Origin of the sequence: Fusobacterium perfoetens, assembly GCF_021531475.1 — a bacterium.
GTDB lineage: Bacteria > Fusobacteriota > Fusobacteriia > Fusobacteriales > Fusobacteriaceae > Fusobacterium_B.
On sequence record NZ_JADYTX010000017.1, the window covers coordinates 1 to 16,714 of the forward strand.

General features: G+C 28.5%; 18 protein-coding genes. 15 read left to right on the forward strand and 3 right to left on the reverse strand.

Translation table 11 applies throughout. The annotated features are described in order from the left end of the window. The first annotated feature begins 198 nt into the window (after positions 1–198). Positions 199–1,338 (forward strand): IS200/IS605 family element RNA-guided endonuclease TnpB, encoded by a 1,140-nt coding sequence (gene tnpB / locus I6E15_RS05200; RefSeq protein WP_235246427.1) that lies wholly within the window; start codon positions 199–201, stop codon positions 1,336–1,338. A 47-nt stretch (positions 1,339–1,385) separates the two neighbouring features. Next, positions 1,386–2,054, forward strand: a complete 669-nt coding sequence (locus tag I6E15_RS05205; RefSeq protein WP_268827929.1) for a Na+/H+ antiporter NhaC family protein — start codon at positions 1,386–1,388, stop codon at positions 2,052–2,054. 69 nt (positions 2,055–2,123) lie between these two features. Here I6E15_RS05205 and I6E15_RS05210 read toward each other — a convergent pair whose 3' ends face one another. Next, positions 2,124–2,786 (reverse strand): GntR family transcriptional regulator, encoded by a 663-nt coding sequence (locus tag I6E15_RS05210; RefSeq protein ID WP_235246080.1) that lies wholly within the window; start codon positions 2,784–2,786, stop codon positions 2,124–2,126. Positions 2,787–3,172: 386 nt separating this feature from the next. Here I6E15_RS05210 and nagE point away from each other — a divergent pair, with 386 nt between their 5' ends. From nagE to queF, 13 genes are all read left to right on the forward strand, one after another. Continuing rightward, the gene (gene nagE / locus I6E15_RS05215; RefSeq protein ID WP_235246101.1) at positions 3,173–4,636 is read left to right on the forward strand and encodes an N-acetylglucosamine-specific PTS transporter subunit IIBC; all 1,464 of its coding nucleotides are present in this window, start codon (positions 3,173–3,175) and stop codon (positions 4,634–4,636) included. A 133-nt stretch (positions 4,637–4,769) separates the two neighbouring features. Continuing rightward, positions 4,770–5,156 (forward strand): (deoxy)nucleoside triphosphate pyrophosphohydrolase, encoded by a 387-nt coding sequence (locus I6E15_RS05220; RefSeq protein ID WP_235246108.1) that lies wholly within the window; start codon positions 4,770–4,772, stop codon positions 5,154–5,156. Positions 5,157–5,221: 65 nt separating this feature from the next. Next, positions 5,222–5,938, forward strand: a complete 717-nt coding sequence (locus tag I6E15_RS05225; protein ID WP_235246121.1) for an SIMPL domain-containing protein — start codon at positions 5,222–5,224, stop codon at positions 5,936–5,938. Between the two features lie 14 nt (positions 5,939–5,952). Next, complete coding sequence (gene thiD / locus I6E15_RS05230) at positions 5,953–6,759, forward strand: bifunctional hydroxymethylpyrimidine kinase/phosphomethylpyrimidine kinase (protein WP_235246130.1); 807 nt, start codon at positions 5,953–5,955, stop codon at positions 6,757–6,759. Continuing rightward, positions 6,752–8,203 (forward strand): hydroxyethylthiazole kinase, encoded by a 1,452-nt coding sequence (gene thiM, locus I6E15_RS05235; protein WP_235246144.1) that lies wholly within the window; start codon positions 6,752–6,754, stop codon positions 8,201–8,203. The genes thiD and thiM overlap by 8 nt, the downstream gene beginning before the upstream one ends. 12 nt (positions 8,204–8,215) lie before the next feature. After that, positions 8,216–8,914, forward strand: a complete 699-nt coding sequence (locus I6E15_RS05240; RefSeq protein WP_177161694.1) for a flavin reductase family protein — start codon at positions 8,216–8,218, stop codon at positions 8,912–8,914. A gap of 139 nt (positions 8,915–9,053) precedes the next feature. Beyond that, positions 9,054–10,574, forward strand: coding sequence for a DUF1846 domain-containing protein (locus tag I6E15_RS05245; RefSeq protein WP_177161695.1), 1,521 nt, complete (start codon positions 9,054–9,056; stop codon positions 10,572–10,574). Between the two features lie 209 nt (positions 10,575–10,783). After that, the gene (locus I6E15_RS05250) at positions 10,784–11,212 is read left to right on the forward strand and encodes an Hsp20/alpha crystallin family protein (RefSeq protein WP_235246153.1); all 429 of its coding nucleotides are present in this window, start codon (positions 10,784–10,786) and stop codon (positions 11,210–11,212) included. 373 nt (positions 11,213–11,585) lie between these two features. After that, entirely contained in the window at positions 11,586–12,011 is a 426-nt protein-coding gene (queD, locus tag I6E15_RS05255; RefSeq protein WP_235246171.1) for a 6-carboxytetrahydropterin synthase QueD, read from the forward strand. Continuing rightward, positions 12,012–12,680: a putative 7-carboxy-7-deazaguanine synthase QueE gene (gene queE / locus I6E15_RS05260; protein ID WP_235246185.1), complete on the forward strand. Its 669-nt coding sequence runs from the start codon at positions 12,012–12,014 to the stop codon at positions 12,678–12,680. A gap of 2 nt (positions 12,681–12,682) precedes the next feature. Beyond that, positions 12,683–13,255, forward strand: coding sequence for a GTP cyclohydrolase I FolE (gene folE, locus I6E15_RS05265; protein WP_235246198.1), 573 nt, complete (start codon positions 12,683–12,685; stop codon positions 13,253–13,255). A gap of 9 nt (positions 13,256–13,264) precedes the next feature. Continuing rightward, the gene (gene queC, locus I6E15_RS05270) at positions 13,265–13,975 is read left to right on the forward strand and encodes a 7-cyano-7-deazaguanine synthase QueC (RefSeq protein WP_177161699.1); all 711 of its coding nucleotides are present in this window, start codon (positions 13,265–13,267) and stop codon (positions 13,973–13,975) included. Beyond that, positions 13,959–14,441, forward strand: coding sequence for a preQ(1) synthase (gene queF, locus I6E15_RS05275; RefSeq protein ID WP_177161700.1), 483 nt, complete (start codon positions 13,959–13,961; stop codon positions 14,439–14,441). The genes queC and queF overlap by 17 nt, the downstream gene beginning before the upstream one ends. A gap of 77 nt (positions 14,442–14,518) precedes the next feature. Here queF and I6E15_RS05280 read toward each other — a convergent pair whose 3' ends face one another. Beyond that, on the reverse strand, positions 14,519–15,133 hold the full coding sequence (locus I6E15_RS05280) for a response regulator transcription factor (RefSeq protein WP_235246207.1): 615 nt from the start codon (positions 15,131–15,133) through the stop codon (positions 14,519–14,521). Further along, a complete protein-coding gene (locus I6E15_RS05285) occupies positions 15,123–16,520 on the reverse strand; it encodes a sensor histidine kinase (protein WP_235246214.1) in 1,398 nt (465 codons plus the stop codon). The genes I6E15_RS05280 and I6E15_RS05285 overlap by 11 nt, the downstream gene beginning before the upstream one ends. Positions 16,521–16,714 lie beyond the last annotated feature (194 nt).

The following is a 16,714-nucleotide window of genomic DNA, read 5'->3' on the forward strand; positions in this document are numbered from 1 at the left end:
ATTAGACATACATTACCAACTTTCTTATATTTTTTAATTTGTTGATAATATATATGTGTCCTTTATGGGTATCATATCATGGGCAAAAAGTCGCCCACCTCTATAGGTGGTGCGATGAATTGCCTATTTTTTTGGCAAAACTTTTGAATAATTGTGATATAATAGTAATACAAGGTAATTTTGAGGGAGGTGGATATGATGAAACAACTAAAAGCATATAAATTCAGAATTTATCCAAGCGATGAACAAAAGCTATTTTTTAGTAAAACTTTTGGTTGTGTCCGTCTTATCTATAATCTTATGCTAAATGATAGAATTAAAGCATATGAAGAAAGTAAAGGAAATCCTGATAAAAAGATAAAATATCCAACTCCTGCAAAATATAAAAAAGAATATGAATTTCTAAAAGAAGTTGATAGTCTTGCTCTTGCTAATGCTCAAATGAATTTAGATAAGGCATATAAAAACTTTTTTAGAGATAAGTCTATAGGTTTTCCTAAATTCAAATCTAAGAAAAATCCTGTACAAAGTTATACAACTAATAATCAAAATGGGACTGTAAACATTTTTGAAAATTGGTTAAAACTTCCAAAACTTAAAGAATTAGTAAAGATTAAAGTTCATAGAAAAATAGAGGGTATAATAAAATCTGCTACTATTTCGCGAAATGGAAGTGGAAAGTATTTTATCTCTTTGTTGTGTGAAGCTGATATTCAAGAATTACCAAAAACTAATTCATCAGTTGGAATTGATTTAGGCATTAAAGATATGGTTATTCTCTCTACTGGAGAAAAAATAAAAAATCTTAAATTTAGAAAACAATTAGAAGATAAAATAAAAAGAGAACAAAGAAAATTATCTAAAAGACTTCTAATAGCTAAAAAAGTAAATAAAAAACTGAGCGAAGCTAAGAACTATCAAAAACAAAGAATTAAAGTAGCTAAGATACACGAAAAAATTATGAATATGAGAACAGATTTCTTAAATAAGTTAAGTATGGATATAATCAAAAACCACGATATTATCTGTATTGAAGACTTAAATACAAAAGGATTACTTCATAATCATAAATTAGCAAAATCTATTGCTGATGTATCTTGGGCTAGTTTTATAAATAAACTTGAATATAAAGCGAAATGGTATGGAAAAGAAATAATAAAAATAGATAGACTATATCCATCAAGTCAAATATGCTCTGTATGTGGGAATCGTGATGGTAAGAAAACTCTTGATATAAGGGAGTGGACTTGCCCAGTTTGTTATACTCATCACGATAGAGATATAAATGCAAGTAAAAATATATTAGCTGAAGGTCTAAGAATAAGACAAGTAATATAAAAATATAAAGAACCGTAGGAACTATGGGGATAGCTTGGTAAATATAGTTGTCTAACAAAAGCAACTACTTCCCAAGAAGAAGCTCCCACTTCAAAAATTACAAGGTAATTTTAAGTGGGAGGGGTTCACTGTATGGTTGTATAAAATTCGGTTGGGGTCTAGTTCAAACAGCAGTATGTTTTATGTGGATGGGATTTGTAGCAGGTCTTGTTTATGGATATACTCCTAGTAAGATAGCTAGTTGTTTTGTAAAAGGAATAAAAGGAATGGCTTCAGCAGCTATGATAGTTGGACTTGGAGCAGCAGTAGCTTTAATTTTACAAGAGGCAAAAGTTCTTGATACAGTTGTTTATGGTTTAGCAAATATGTTGGAGTGGTTCCCTAACTTCTTAAAAGCTCCAGTTATGTTAATAATGAACGTTATAGTAAATGGATTTGTAACTTCAGGTACTGGACAAGCAGCAGTAGTTATGCCAGTTATGGTTCCACTTGCTGACGTTTCTGGAATTACAAGACAAACAGCAGTTCTTGCATATAAAATGGGAGATGGATTCTGTAACTATGTTTTACCTCATGCTTCAGCATTAATGGGATTTTTGGGAGCAACAGGAATTACGTATGATCGTTGGATGAAATTTATGGGAAAATTATTCCTAATATGGATGTTATTAGGTTCAATAATTCTTTCATTTGCTTATTTTACTCAATATGCTTAGATAATATTTTAAAATATACCCAAATAAAAAATTGCTCAAGTATAAAACCTGAGCAATTTTTTTATAAGTTTAACTATTTTTTTTTGTTTCAAATTTAGGAATCATAAAAGTCATAGATTTTTCTAAATGTTTTCTATTTATCTTTAGAGCTTTTTTAAGATCTTTATTTTTTATACATTCAAGGATTTGAACGTGATCACCAAAAGCCTCTTCTTTTCTAATAGTATTATCAATAGATAGTTTTCTAAATCTTTTTAGATATAGATTGATATTATTTATCATTCCCATAACTCTAGGAACTTTTGCTATTTCATATAAAACAAAATTAAATTTTGAGAAAAGTTCAAAGACTTTTTCAAGATTTTTATTTTCTATTTCAACTTTTGTATCTTCTAAAATTTTTTCAATGGTTTTAATATCATCTTCAGTAGCTTTTTGAATAACTTCTTCTAGAATTATTCCCTCTAAAGCGATTCTTATTTTATAAACTTCAACAATTTCTTCTTGAGTGAATTTTTTTACAAGTACTCCACCTTTTGCATTAGAAACAACAAGTCCTTCAAGTTCCAACATTCTAAGAGCCTCTCTTATAGGAGTTCTACTTATTTGAAATTGTTCTGAATACTCAGTTTCTATAATTCTTTCACCTTGAGCGATTTTTCCCTCGATAATCATCTCTTTTAACACATCATAAACCTTTTCTCTCATAGATTTACTTTTTTCAATAATCATTCTATCTCACCTTAAAAATAGTTTTCTGTATACATAATACATTTTATACTAAATTATAATAGGTGTCAAGGAATTATTTCTTAATAATTTTATGAAAAAAATTATAAAATTTAAGTATTTTATTTTTTATGAATTAGTTAATAAATCAAAATTAACAAAAATAATCGATTAATTATGTTAATTAAATTATAGAACGAAAAATGTATTTTGTTAGACAAATTCTGAAAGAATTAATGTGTTTTTTTAATTCAGTTTTATTTTAAAATATTCGTTTTATGTAAAAAGATTTCAAAAAAAGCTTGCTTTTTTTGAAAAATATAATATAATAGTGGTATGAGAAGATTTATTATATTTTATGTTTTATAATTTTAAGGAGGATGGTTTTTATGTTCAGTTATTTACAAAAAATCGGTAAAGCACTGATGGTTCCAGTTGCAGTATTACCTGCAGCAGCGATTTTAATGGGTATTGGATATTGGATTGACCCTATCGGTTGGGGAGGAAACAGCCAATTAGCAGCATTTTTAATAAAAGCAGGGGCATCTTTAATAGATAATATGCCTATACTATTTGCTGTTGGTGTTGCTTTCGGTCTTTCAAAAGATAAAAATGGTGCAGCAGCTCTTGCTGGATTAGTTGCTTTTGAAGTTGTTGTTACTTTACTTTCTCCAGGAACTGTAGGAATGTTAACAGGAGCACCTGCTGACGCAGCATTTGGAAAAATTAGTAACCAATTCGTAGGAATTCTTTGTGGGGTTATAGCAGGAGAATTATACAATAAATTCCATACATTAGAACTACCTAAATTCTTAGCTTTCTTCAGTGGAAAAAGATTTGTACCAATTATCACTTCAGTTGTAATGATAGTTGTTTCTTTCATCTTATTATATATTTGGCCAGCAATCTATAATTCATTAGTTAGCTTTGGTATTAGCATTGCAAAAATGGGAGCTATCGGAGCAGGAATTTACGCATTCTTCAATAGACTTTTAATCCCTGTTGGATTACACCATGCTTTAAACTCAGTATTCTGGTTTAACGTTGCAGGAATCAACGATATCGGAAGATTCTGGGGATCACCAGCTGCAGCTTATGAAGGATTACCTGAAGCAGTTAAAGGTGCTTACCACGTTGGAATGTATCAAGCAGGATTCTTCCCAATCATGATGTTTGGATTATTAGGAGCTTGTCTTGCATTTATAAAAACAGCTAAACCTGAAAATAGAGAAAAAGTAAAATCAATAATGTTAGCAGCTGGATTTGCTAGTTTCTTTACAGGAGTAACAGAACCAATTGAATTTGCATTCATGTTCGTTGCACCAGGATTATACTTAGTACATGCTATCCTTTCTGGAATTTCAGCTTTCTTAGTAGCAAGTTTAAACTATGCAGCTGGATTTGGATTCTCAGCAGGACTTGTTGACTTTGTATTATCATTAAAAAATCCTAATGCAAATCAACCAATGATGTTATTAGTAGTTGGAGTAGTATTCTTCGTAATCTATTATGTAGTATTCTCTCAAGCTATAAAAATGTTTAACATCAAAACTCCAGGAAGAGAAGATGACGACGATACAGAAGTTATCAACAACTTCAAAGGTGGTTCTTCTTCTAATGCTGACTTAGCAGCAGCTTTATTACCTTTATTAGGTGGAGTTGAAAATATCACTTTAATAGATAACTGTACTACAAGATTAAGACTTGAAGTAAAAGATACTACAATAGTTAAAGATTCTGAAATTAAAAAATTAGTTCCAGGAATCTTAAAACCAAGTGCAACAGCTGTTCAAGTAATAGTTGGACCACAAGTAGAATTTGTTGCTGATGAATTAAAAAAATTAGCTAAATAGTAAATAAAATCTATTAAAAATATAAGGTACTGATTTAGAGGGAAACTTCTATCTCAGTACTTTTTTTATAAAGCTTAATTTATAATTTTTTTTATGATATAATGATTCTATATTTAAGTTTGAGAGGTAAAATATGGAAAAAATAATAAAAGTGGTAGCTGCTGTTATTGAAAATGAAAAAAATGAAATACTTTGTACCTTAAGACCTATAGGAAAAATTTTGGGAAACAATTGGGAATTTCCTGGGGGAAAATTAGAAAAAGGTGAAACAGAGTTTGATGGAATAAAAAGAGAGATAAAAGAAGAATTAAACTGTGATATTGAGCCTATTGAAATAATAGGAGATGCTTATCATAAATATGAAAGAGGGACAGTAAATATTATTGCAATAAAATGCAAGCAACTTTCTCCAATAAAACTGAATGAACACGACGCTTGTATTTGGCTTGAAAGAAAGAACTTGAAATCACTTGTCTGGGCACCAGCAGATATTGAAATAATAGATAAATTTTTGAAATAATCTTCTAACTAAAAATAAATATTTTATGTCTAAAAGCTATAAAAAAATTTTTTTAGGAGGGATTTATGAAGAAAATAATCTTAGTATTTTTATTAGTTATTGGAAGTTTTTCCTATTCTTTCGGAAAAGAAGAGAGAAATGTAATAAGAGTGGTAGGAGAAAGTGTTGTGACAGTTGCTCCAGATACTGTTCGTTTAAATATAGATATCTCTGAAATAAAACCTACATATGATGAGGTCTATCTTGCATCTTCTAAGACTTTAGATTTTATACAGGATAAACTTAGATCTAAAGGAGTAAAGAAAGAGCAGATAAAAACTACTAATTTTAATATAGATAGTTATTATGAAAATGTGAGAAAAGAAGATGGAAGTTATGAAAGAAAATTTATGGGATATAGATATAGCCATAATCTTTATATAGAACTTTCAATAAATGATAAAAAAATTGGAGAAGTATTAGATGTTTTTAATGGATTAAAAATAGATAATATTGGAATATCTTTAGCATATAAATTAAAAGATGATAGTGAAGTAAAAAATAAAGCTATGGTAGAGGCATACAATGATGCTTACCAAAAAGCAAAATTGATTGCAAAAACTGGAGATTTTTCTCTTGGAAAAGTGGTTGAAATATATTATAATTCAAAAGGAAATAATATAGATGTTATAGATTTTACAGATAGAAACTTAAATCTTATGAAAGCAAGTTCAAACTTTAATTTTCAACCAGAGGATTTAAAATATAAAGATACAGTGACAGTAATATGGAAAATAAAATAGATGGAGGAATAGATATGAAAAAAGTACTGACAATAGCAGGTTCAGATTCTTGTGGAGGAGCAGGAATACAAGCAGATTTAAAAGCAATGAGTGCTTTAGGAGTTTATGGAATGAGCGTAATCACTGCTGTTACAGCTCAAAATACACAAGGAGTTTTTGGAGTTCAAGAAATATCAAAAGAGATAATCCAAAAACAAATAGAAGTTATATTTGAAGATATAGAAGTAGATGCAGTAAAAGTTGGAATGCTTTCTAGTAGTGAAATTACAGAGGCTATTGGAGAGATGTTTAAAAAATACAATGTAAAAAATATAGTTATAGATCCAGTTATGGTTTCAAAAAGTAAATACAAACTTTTAAAAGATGAGGCTATTGAGGCTTTAAAAAAATTCATAAGTCTTGGAACTTTAGTAACTCCTAATATTCCAGAGGCTGAAATTTTAGCTGATATGAAAATAGAAAATGAAGATGAGATGATTGAGGCAGCTAAAAAAATCCAAGGACTTGGAGCAAAAAATATCTTAGTTAAAGGTGGACATAGAGAGGACAACTGTACAGATATTCTTTTATTAGAAGATGGAAGAGTTGTAAAATTCCCTGGTGTAAGAATTGATACAATCAATACTCACGGGACAGGTTGCACACTTTCTTCATCAATAGCATCATTAATTGCAAAAGGAAATTCTATTGAAGAGGCTGTTAGACTTGGAAAAGAATATATAACTGAGGCAATAAGAAATTCATTCCCAATAGGTCACGGAGTAGGACCAGTAGGACATTTTGTAGATCTTTATAAGAAAGCTGGAATGAAATATGAGTAAGAAAAATATAGATTATTCAGTTTATCTTGTAACAGATAGAGATATTTTAGCAGGAAGAGATCTTTGTGAGGCTGTTGAAGAGAGTATAAAAGGTGGAGCTACAGTAGTCCAACTTAGAGAAAAAAAAGTAAGTGACGAAGAATTTTTAGAGATTGCTAAAAAATTAAAAAAAGTAACTGATAGATATAATATACCTTTAATAATAAATGATAATGTAAAGGTAGCAAAACTTGTTGATGCTGACGGAGTTCATATTGGACAAAGTGATGAGGAATTAACAGAGGCTAGAAAAGAACTAGGTGATGATAAAATAATCGGAGTATCAGCAACAAATCTAGAGGAGGCTCTAAAAGCAGAAAAAGATGGAGCTGATTATCTAGGAATTGGAGCAGTATTTTTTACAGGAAGTAAAAAAGATATAAATATTCCAATGGGGATTGAAGGATTAAAAGAGATAGTTGATAGAATAAATATTCCAAGTGTTGCAATAGGTGGAGTTCATCTTGATAATGTAAAAGAGGTAATGGGAACAGGCACAGATGGAGTGGCTGTTATCTCTGAAATTTTAGGAAAAGAGAATATTTTTGAGGCTACAAAAACTTTGAAAGAATATGTAGGAGGAAAAATGTCAAAAGAATTATTCGGAAATATAATTGAAACAATAAGAGAAAAAAATCCTCTTGTTTTTCATATAACAAATACTGTAACTATAAATGATTGTGCAAATATTACTTTAGCTATGGGAGGATCTCCACTAATGTCTTTTTGTAAAGAGGAATTAGAAGAGATACTTTCTTTCTCATCAGCTCTTGTAATAAATATTGGAACAATGGAAAAAAATATGAGAAAAATAGTGGTAAAAGCTGGAAAAATAGCTAATAAATTAAATGTTCCAGTAGTTCTTGACCCAGTTGGAGCTGGAGCAAGTAAACCAAGAAAAGAATTAGTAGAAAGTCTAATAAAAGAAGTTAAGTTTGCAGTAATAAAAGGAAACTTAGCTGAGATAAAAACAATAGCAGGATTAGAAAACTCTAAAAACAGAGGAGTAGACTCTGTTGAAGTGGAAGAAAATGCTAAAGAGATTGGAAAAAATCTAGCTAAAAAATTAAAAACAGTGATCGCTATAACAGGAAAAGAAGATATTGTAACAGACGGAGAAAGAGTTGCATTAATAAATAATGGAACTGCTATGATGGGAAAAGTAACTGGTACAGGTTGTATGACTGCATCATTAGTTGGTTGTGCTTGTGGAAGTGGAGTAGATTGTATGTTAGGAGCTGTAACAGCAGTAACTTCTATGGGAATAGCTGGAGAGATTGCAGAGGGGACTTTACTTCAATCAGAGGGAAATGGAAGTCTAAGAGTAAAAATACTTGATAATATCTTTAATATGACAAAAGAAAGATTTTTAGAAAATGAAAAAATAACTTTGGAAAATTTTTAAGTAAGGAGTTTTATGAAAAAAATAGATTTTAAAGGAAGTGTTGTATTAAATCCAGTGCCAGTGGTTTTAATAACTAGTAAAAACAGTGAGGGAAAAGAAAATGTATTTACAGTTGCTTGGACTGGGACAATATGTACAAAACCTCCAATGCTTTCAATCTCTATAAGACCTGAAAGATTATCTTATGAGTATATAAAAGAAAGTCAAGAGTTTATAGTAAATCTACCGACAGTGGCTCTTACAAAGGAAACAGATTTTTGTGGAGTTCGTTCTGGAAGAGTTGTTGATAAGATAAAAGAGATGGGATTTACAATGAAAGAGGGAGAACAGGTTGGTTGTTCATATATAGATGAGTGTCCAATAAATATTGAGTGTCGTGTAAAAAGTATTATCCCTCTTGGAACTCACGATCTGTTTTTGGCAGAGGTTTTGACTTCTCATATAGATGAAAATCTTTTAGATGAAAATGGAAAGATACATTTTGAAGAGGCAAACCTAATAAACTATTGTCATGGAGAATATTTTCCTATGTCTAAAAAAGTTTTAGGAAGTTTTGGATTTTCTGTTATGAAAGAAAAAACAAAGATAAAAAAGGGGTTGGTTAATAAAAAAGCTCCTAAAAAAACAGAAGAGAATAAACAAACAGAGGAAAAACCTAAAAAAAGAAAATATGGAAACCGTATGAAAAAGAAAAATGCTTTAAATAAATAATTTTTGGTTAGATATAAAAAAATTTTTCTAATAAAATTGAAAAAATAGCTATTTTCATAAAAAAATAATAATCATTGGAAAAATTATAGAAAATATGTTAGAATGTGTGGTTGATAAAATTTATTATAAGGAGATATTTATGAAAATAGGATTTGATCACAATAAATACCTTGAAGAACAATCTAAATTTATTTTGGAAAGAGTAAATAATTATGATAAGTTATATTTAGAATTTGGTGGAAAATTATTTTTTGATTTACATGCAAAAAGAGTTTTACCGGGATTTGATGAAAATGCTAAAATAAAACTATTGCATAGATTAAAAGAAAAAGTAGAGGTTATTATCTGCGTATATGCTGGGGATATTGAGAGAAACAAAATCAGAGGAGATTTTGGAATCACTTATGATATGGACGTTTTAAAGCTTATTGATGACCTTAGAGATTATGACTTACAAGTAAATAGTGTTGTAATAACAAGATTTGAAGATCAGCCAGCAACAAAAGTATTCATAAATAAACTTGAGCATAGAGGAATAAAAGTATATAGACACAGAACAACAAAAGGTTATCCAACAGATGTTGATACAATAGTAAGTGAAGAAGGATATGGAAAAAATCCTTACATTGAAACAACTAAACCAATAGTAGTTGTTACAGCTCCAGGACCTGGAAGTGGAAAACTTGCTACTTGCTTAAATCAACTTTATCACGAAGGAAAAAAAGGAATAAAAGCAGGATATTCTAAATTTGAAACTTTCCCTGTTTGGAACGTTCCTTTAAAACACCCTTTAAATATAGCTTATGAGGCAGCAACTGTTGATTTAAAAGATGTAAATATGATAGACCCATTCCATTTAGAGGCTTATGGAAAAATGGCAGTAAACTACAACAGAGACGTTGAGGCTTTCCCAGTTCTTAAAAGAATAATCGAAAGAATAACAGGAAATCCATCTGAATATAAATCTCCAACAGATATGGGAGTAAATAGAGTTGGATATGGAATAATTGATGATGAAGTTGTAAGACGTGCATCAGAACAAGAAGTAATCAGAAGATATTTAAACGCTGGTTGTGAATATAAAAAAGGATATATCGACCAAGAAACTTTCCAAAGAGCTAGAATGATAATGGAAGGTCTTCAACTTAAAGAGGAAGATAGAGCAGTTTTAGTAGCAGCTAGAAAACGTTTGGAAAAAATAAAAAAAGCTAATAAAAATAATTTGAATAAAACAATGCCATCAGCTGTGGCAATTCAATTAGATGATGGAACTTTAATAACTGGTAAGAGTTCAGAAACAATGTGTGCAGCAGCATCAGCACTTTTAAACTCTGTAAAATATCTAGCTGGTCTTGAAGATGAAGTTCATTTACTTGCTCAAGAAACTTTAGAGCCTATAATGAATTTAAAAATTAATAACTTTGGAAGTAAAAAAGCTACTCTTAACTGTGAAGAAGTATTAATAGCATTAAGTATTTGTGCTTTAACAGATGAAAGAGCTAAAAATGCAATAGAACAACTTCCAAAATTAAAAGGTTCTCAAGCTCACTCTACTATAATTTTAGGAAAAGTAGATGAACAACTTTTAAGAAAACTTGGAATGGACGTAACTTGTGATATGGTATTCCCAACAGAGAACTTATACTATAACGAATTGTAATATGAGATTATTAAGAAGTGGAGATAATTTTTGTCTTCACTTTTTTTGTGTAAAAAAATAAAAAAAACTTAAAAAAATTAGCACTCAACTATTGACATTGCTAATAAAAAGTACTATCATATAGTTATCAAAAGGAAAGAAAATAAAAAATTATATCAGACTACTCGTTAAGAGCATAAAGGTATAACATAAAAGAGGAGTTGATTGATATGTTACCAAGTATTTTTAACAGAGGATTTATGAATGACTTTTTTGATGATGATTTTTTAATGGACTTCAGAGGAAATAAAACAAATAACCTAATGAAATCAGATATAAAAGAGATGGAAAATAGTTATTTGTTAGAAGTGGAACTTCCTGGATTTGATAAAAACGAGATAAAAGCAGAAGTAAAAAATGGATATCTAGTTATCGAGGCTAAGCACGATGAAAACAAAGATGAAAAAGACCAAGAAGGAAAATATATAAGAAAAGAAAGATATTCTGGATATTGCACTAGAAGTTTCTATGTAGGTGAAGGATTAACTGAAAAAGACATAAAAGGAAAATTTGAAAATGGTATTTTATGCTTAGAAGTTCCTAAAAAAGAGCCTGAAAAAGCAGTTGAAGAAAAGAAATATATCCAAATAGAAGGATAATTAACCTCCTTGATAGATAGAAAGTAAAAGAAGAGCTGTTGCAAGTTGATGATTTTTAACCATTAATTTGCTCAGCTCTTTTTTTTCTTGACATGAAAAAAAATAGATGTTAATATGTATAAGCAAAAGACAGTTCATTTGTACCATCCTGTCTATAAACAAAACTAGGGCTATTTTTTTATTGCAATTTTTTGGATAATTAAAATAGATGAACTGTTGCAGATTGTGTAGAAATAAATTTTTACATAATTTTATGATGCAGCAGTTTTTATTTTATCTAAAAATACTATAAAAAATTAATAGTCTCTTTTTAAAAAAATAATAACAATTTAAAGGAGGTTATACCACTTAAATATTTTAGTGGCTTAAAAAAATGTATAGTTTAGTAAGTGAAGCAAGTTTTGATAGTGCACATTTTTTAGCACAATATGAGGGAAAATGTAGAAATATCCACGGACATCGTTGGACTGTAAAAGTTGAAATATTTGGAGAAAAACTTCAGGAAAATGGAAGTAAAAGAGAAATGCTTATTGATTTCGGAGAACTAAAAAGTGAATTAAAAAAACTAGTAGATTTTTATGATCATTCTCTTATTATTGAAAAAAATACAATGAGAAAAATTACTTTGAATGCTCTTAAGGAAGACGGATTCAGAATTATAGAGGTTGAGTTTAGACCGACTGCAGAAAATTTTGCAAAAAATTTTTATGATTATTTTATAGAAAAAGGTTTTTCTGTAAAAAGTATTTCTGTTTATGAAACACCGAATAATTGTGCTATATACAGTGAGATGATGTAAATGATAAATTATAAAGTTGTTGAAATTTTTGAAAGTATTAATGGAGAGGGGAAAAAAGCAGGACAATTAGCACTTTTTATAAGATTTCAAAAATGTAATTTAAATTGCAGTTATTGTGATACAAAATGGGCAAACAGCGATGATTCTCCTTATACTCTTATGAATTTGGAAGAATTATACAAAAAAGTTGTGGAAAGTGGGATAAAGAACGTAACAATTACAGGAGGAGAGCCACTTCTTCAAGAAAATATTGAAATATTTTTAAAAAAGTTAGCTGAAAATCCCGAAATAAATGTTGAAATAGAAACAAACGGAAGTATAAATTTAAAAAGGTTTGGAGAAATAAAAAATGCTCCATCATTTACAATGGATTATAAACTTCCAAAAAGTAATATGGAAAAATTTATGGATCTAGAAAATTTTAAATATTTAAAAGAGAAAGATACCGTAAAGTTTGTAGTAAGCAATATTGATGATCTTGAGAGAGCGAGGGAAATAATTGAAAAATATTCTCTTGTTGAAAAATGTGCAGTATATATAAGTCCTGTTTTTGGAAAGATAGAATTGTCTTCCATGGTTGATTTTATGAAAAAATATAAAATGAACGGTGTAAATATGCAATTACAAATTCATAAAATAATTTGGGACCCAGAAACAAAAGGAGTTTAAAGATGGATACAGAAGCAATAAAATTTCATATAAAGGGATTGATTACAGCTTTGGGAGAAAATTCTGAAAGAGAAGGTCTGAAAGAAACTCCAGAGAGAGTTGCAAAAATGTTTGAAGAGATTTTTGAGGGAACAAAATATACAAATGATGAGATTGTCTCTATGTTTAATAAAACTTTTGAAGATGATGTGGTTTCAGAAAATGAAAATATGGTTATCGTGAGGGATATTGATATTTTTAGTTTTTGCGAACACCATTTAGCACTTATGTATGATATGAGTGTAACAGTTGCTTATATTCCAAAAGGAAAAGTAATCGGACTAAGCAAAATTGCAAGAATATGTGATATGGTGAGCAAAAGGCTTCAACTTCAAGAGAGAATAGGAAAAGATATAGCTTACATAATGGAAAAAGTTACAGGCTCTTCAGATGTAGCAGTTTTGATAAAAGGAAAACATAGTTGTATGACAATGAGAGGAATTAAAAAAAATAATAGTTTTACAGAAACAATTGTTTTTAATGGAAAATTTAAAAATAATTTTATGTTGCAAAATAAATTATACAACATGATTTAGGAGGAAAGAATGAAAGCGTTGATTTTATTTAGTGGTGGAATAGATAGTACAACTTGTTTAGCAATGGCTATTGAAAAATATGGAAGAGAAAATGTTATTGCTTTAAGTACTTTGTATGGACAAAAACATACAAAAGAATTAAAGGCAGCAAGGGATATAGCAAAATATTATAATGTAGAACTTTTAGAAATTGATTTGACAAAAATATTTGCATATAGTAGCTGTTCTTTGTTGGCTCATTCAGATAAAAAAATACCACATAGCAGTTATGCAAATCAGTTGAAAGAAGCAGAAGGAGAAACAGTTTCAACTTATGTTCCTTTCAGAAATGGATTATTTTTGTCAGTGGCAGCAAGTATAGCACTTTCTAAAGATTGTGATGTCATTTTATACGGAGCTCACGGTGATGATGCAGCAGGAAATGCTTATCCTGACTGTAGCAAAGAATTTAACGATGCTATAAATTTGGCAATTTATGAGGGAAGTGGAAAAAAATTAAAAGTCGAAGCTCCTTTTGTAGATATGCATAAAAAAGATATAGTAAAAATTGGACTTGATTTAAAAGTACCATATGAATTAACGTGGAGCTGTTATGAAGGAAAAGAATTTTCATGTGGAGAATGTGGAACTTGTATAGATAGAGAAAGAGCTTTTGAATTAAATGGGACAGTTGACCCATTGGTAAAATTAAGGGAGGAAAAAAATGAGAGAATTAGATAATTTAACACTTTTAGGAAATCAAGGAGTGAAATATCCTCGGGATTATGCACCTGAGGTGCTAGAAACTTTTGATAATAAACATGTTGAAAATGACTATTTTGTAAAATTTAATTGTCCTGAGTTTACAAGCCTTTGTCCAATCACAGGTCAGCCTGATTTTGCAAATATAGTAATTTCTTATGTGCCAAATATAAAAATGGTTGAAAGTAAATCTTTAAAATTGTATTTATTTAGTTTTAGAAATCATGGGGATTTCCATGAAGATTGTATAAATATAATAATGAAAGACTTAATAAAGTTGATGGATCCAAAATATATAGAAGTATGGGGAAAATTTACTCCAAGAGGAGGAATCTCAATTGATCCATACTGTAATTATGGAAAAAAAGGGACAAAATGGGAGGAGATAGCTTTTAATCGTATGTCTAACCACGATTTATATCCTGAAAAAGTAGATAATAGATAAAATATTTGTAATATTTTCTATTAATTGAATAGAAGTAAAAGAAGAGCTAGGATTTGTTTCCTAGCTCTTTTATAGTTTTATTTCCATAAATATTTATTTTTTGGTCTTCCAATTTTTCCATAGATTATCTTCATATGAATTTTTTCACATTCAACAAGATAATTCATATATTTATTGACTGTTTTAGGAGCTAGTCCAGTGATTTCAGAAATCTCTTCAATAGTTATATATCTATCAAGATTTTCCATTTTTTCTTTTATCAGAATAATAGTGTTTTGGTTGATTCCTTTTCTATAATCAAAATTTAATTTTTCTTTTGATTTTTCATTAGTTTTTAGATGTACATTAACTCTTGAATAAAGATCCAAAACTTTTATTGGCTTAATAGCAAAATCATTTGCTCCAACTTCAAAGAATTGTTCAGCTACTTTTTCCTCTCCCTCAATAGTGAGAGCAATAATAGGAACATCTTTGTTAATTTGACGAATAAGTTTTACTCCTAGAATTCCATTTATATAAGGAAGATGGTAATCAATAATAATGATATCTATATTATTATCAGAATTTATTATTTTTAATCCCTCTTCTACATTATGAGCTACAAGAGTATCCCAATCTTTTATTTTAAAAAATTCAGAGATGGCAAAAAGTATCTCTTCTGAATCATCTATAATTAAAATCTTATTTTTCATTTTTAATACTCTCCTTTCCAAGAACTATAAAAAATTTAGTTCCATAATTTTTTTTACTTTTTACAAAGACTTTACTTTTATGTTCTTCAAGAACTTTTTTTACAAAATTTAATCCAATTCCAGATGAACTCTTAGTGGAATATCCTTTATTAAAAATATTTTTCATCTGAAATTTATCCATTCCAATTCCATTATCTTCAACAATAATTAAAACAGAAGAAGAGTAACTTTTAACAACAATATTTATTACTCCATCTTTTTTATTTCCAATAGCCTCATAAGAGTTTATTATCAAATTTATTATAGCTCTTGAAAAAACTATCTTATTTACTTTAAGTTTTATGTTAGGACAATAATTTTTAAATTTTATATAGTTTATTGAGTTATGAGTAGAAAGATAAGAGAAAATAAAATCAAAAACCTTTTGTAACTTTAAAGCATTTTTAGTAGAATCTCTTAAAATTTCTGAAATCATAATATTACATCTATCTAAAGAGGCATCAATTCTTTTGAAATAATCTAATTTTCTAGGATTTTCTTCGTCCATATTAAGAATCTCTACAAGAGTTCCTATTGAAAAAAGAGGAGTTTTTAAATCGTGTACTAAATATTGAATCTCTTTTAAATATCTATTTTCAGTTTCTTGTATGGCTAATTCTGAAAGAGTCTGATTTATCTGTTTTTCATTTTCGTAGATATTTTTTGTTTTCTCTTGATCAAGAAATAATAAGAGCAAAGTTATAGAGAAAATAAAAAATATAATGAAAAGACAAAATCCTATAAAATCTAATAAAAAAGAGGCATCTAAAAGATCAGCCATAGCTTTTAAATCAAAAAATATTTCACCAGTATTTGCATATTCTAAAAAGGAGAAATATTTAGTGATCTCGAGCCACTGTATTCCTATAAAGATTAAAAATAATACCATATTTCTTTTAAATAAACTAATATTTTTAAATCTTTGATTGGAGTGGATAGATATATATATCATTTCAAGAATAGCCACTTTTCCAAAATAATAATCCATATCATAATAATATTTATAAACTAAAAGATATATTATTTGAATCAAGAAAAATCCAAATAAAATTTTAAGAAAATAATTCTGTTTTTTATTTAGTTCTATCTCAGTTGAATCCATTAGTAAAAATACAGACAAAAAAATTGGGAACAGAGTAAGAGTATTAAAAAAAACTAGATAAAAAGCAGAATAGATAAGATATTCAATACTCCATAAATCTACAATTTTATTAAAATACTTATAGATATTGAATATGTAAGGTAGCAAAAAATTTGGTAAGATAATACTAAAAGCCACCATAATGATTCCCCAAATAGATTCTTTTTTATTAAGTTTTATTTCAAAAAATTTATTTAAATTTTCCATAAATAGCCCCAAAATACTTAAAAATAATTATTCTATCTAATATTATAACTAAAAAATGAAATAATTGCAAAAAAATAAAAAATATTCTTGAGAGAAAAAAGAGAAAAAAGAGAAAAAATAAAAATAAATTTACAAAACAAAAAAATGTAGTATACTTATTAGTAAGAGAACAAAAAATATTAAAAATAATCTTT

Excerpts from the sequence above, each read along its gene's own strand:
- tnpB (WP_235246427.1), top strand. The coding sequence starts at position 199 with ATGAAACAACTAAAAGCATATAAATTCAGAATTTATCCAAGCGATGAA.
- I6E15_RS05210 (WP_235246080.1), bottom strand. The coding sequence starts at position 2,786 with ATGATTATTGAAAAAAGTAAATCTATGAGAGAAAAGGTTTATGATGTG.
- nagE (WP_235246101.1), top strand. The coding sequence starts at position 3,173 with ATGTTCAGTTATTTACAAAAAATCGGTAAAGCACTGATGGTTCCAGTT.
- I6E15_RS05220 (WP_235246108.1), top strand. The coding sequence starts at position 4,770 with ATGGAAAAAATAATAAAAGTGGTAGCTGCTGTTATTGAAAATGAAAAA.
- I6E15_RS05225 (WP_235246121.1), top strand. The coding sequence starts at position 5,222 with ATGAAGAAAATAATCTTAGTATTTTTATTAGTTATTGGAAGTTTTTCC.
- thiD (WP_235246130.1), top strand. The coding sequence starts at position 5,953 with ATGAAAAAAGTACTGACAATAGCAGGTTCAGATTCTTGTGGAGGAGCA.
- thiM (WP_235246144.1), top strand. The coding sequence starts at position 6,752 with ATGAGTAAGAAAAATATAGATTATTCAGTTTATCTTGTAACAGATAGA.
- I6E15_RS05240 (WP_177161694.1), top strand. The coding sequence starts at position 8,216 with ATGAAAAAAATAGATTTTAAAGGAAGTGTTGTATTAAATCCAGTGCCA.
- I6E15_RS05245 (WP_177161695.1), top strand. The coding sequence starts at position 9,054 with ATGAAAATAGGATTTGATCACAATAAATACCTTGAAGAACAATCTAAA.
- I6E15_RS05250 (WP_235246153.1), top strand. The coding sequence starts at position 10,784 with ATGTTACCAAGTATTTTTAACAGAGGATTTATGAATGACTTTTTTGAT.
- queD (WP_235246171.1), top strand. The coding sequence starts at position 11,586 with ATGTATAGTTTAGTAAGTGAAGCAAGTTTTGATAGTGCACATTTTTTA.
- queE (WP_235246185.1), top strand. The coding sequence starts at position 12,012 with ATGATAAATTATAAAGTTGTTGAAATTTTTGAAAGTATTAATGGAGAG.
- folE (WP_235246198.1), top strand. The coding sequence starts at position 12,683 with ATGGATACAGAAGCAATAAAATTTCATATAAAGGGATTGATTACAGCT.
- queC (WP_177161699.1), top strand. The coding sequence starts at position 13,265 with ATGAAAGCGTTGATTTTATTTAGTGGTGGAATAGATAGTACAACTTGT.
- queF (WP_177161700.1), top strand. The coding sequence starts at position 13,959 with ATGAGAGAATTAGATAATTTAACACTTTTAGGAAATCAAGGAGTGAAA.
- I6E15_RS05280 (WP_235246207.1), bottom strand. The coding sequence starts at position 15,133 with ATGAAAAATAAGATTTTAATTATAGATGATTCAGAAGAGATACTTTTT.
- I6E15_RS05285 (WP_235246214.1), bottom strand. The coding sequence starts at position 16,520 with ATGGAAAATTTAAATAAATTTTTTGAAATAAAACTTAATAAAAAAGAA.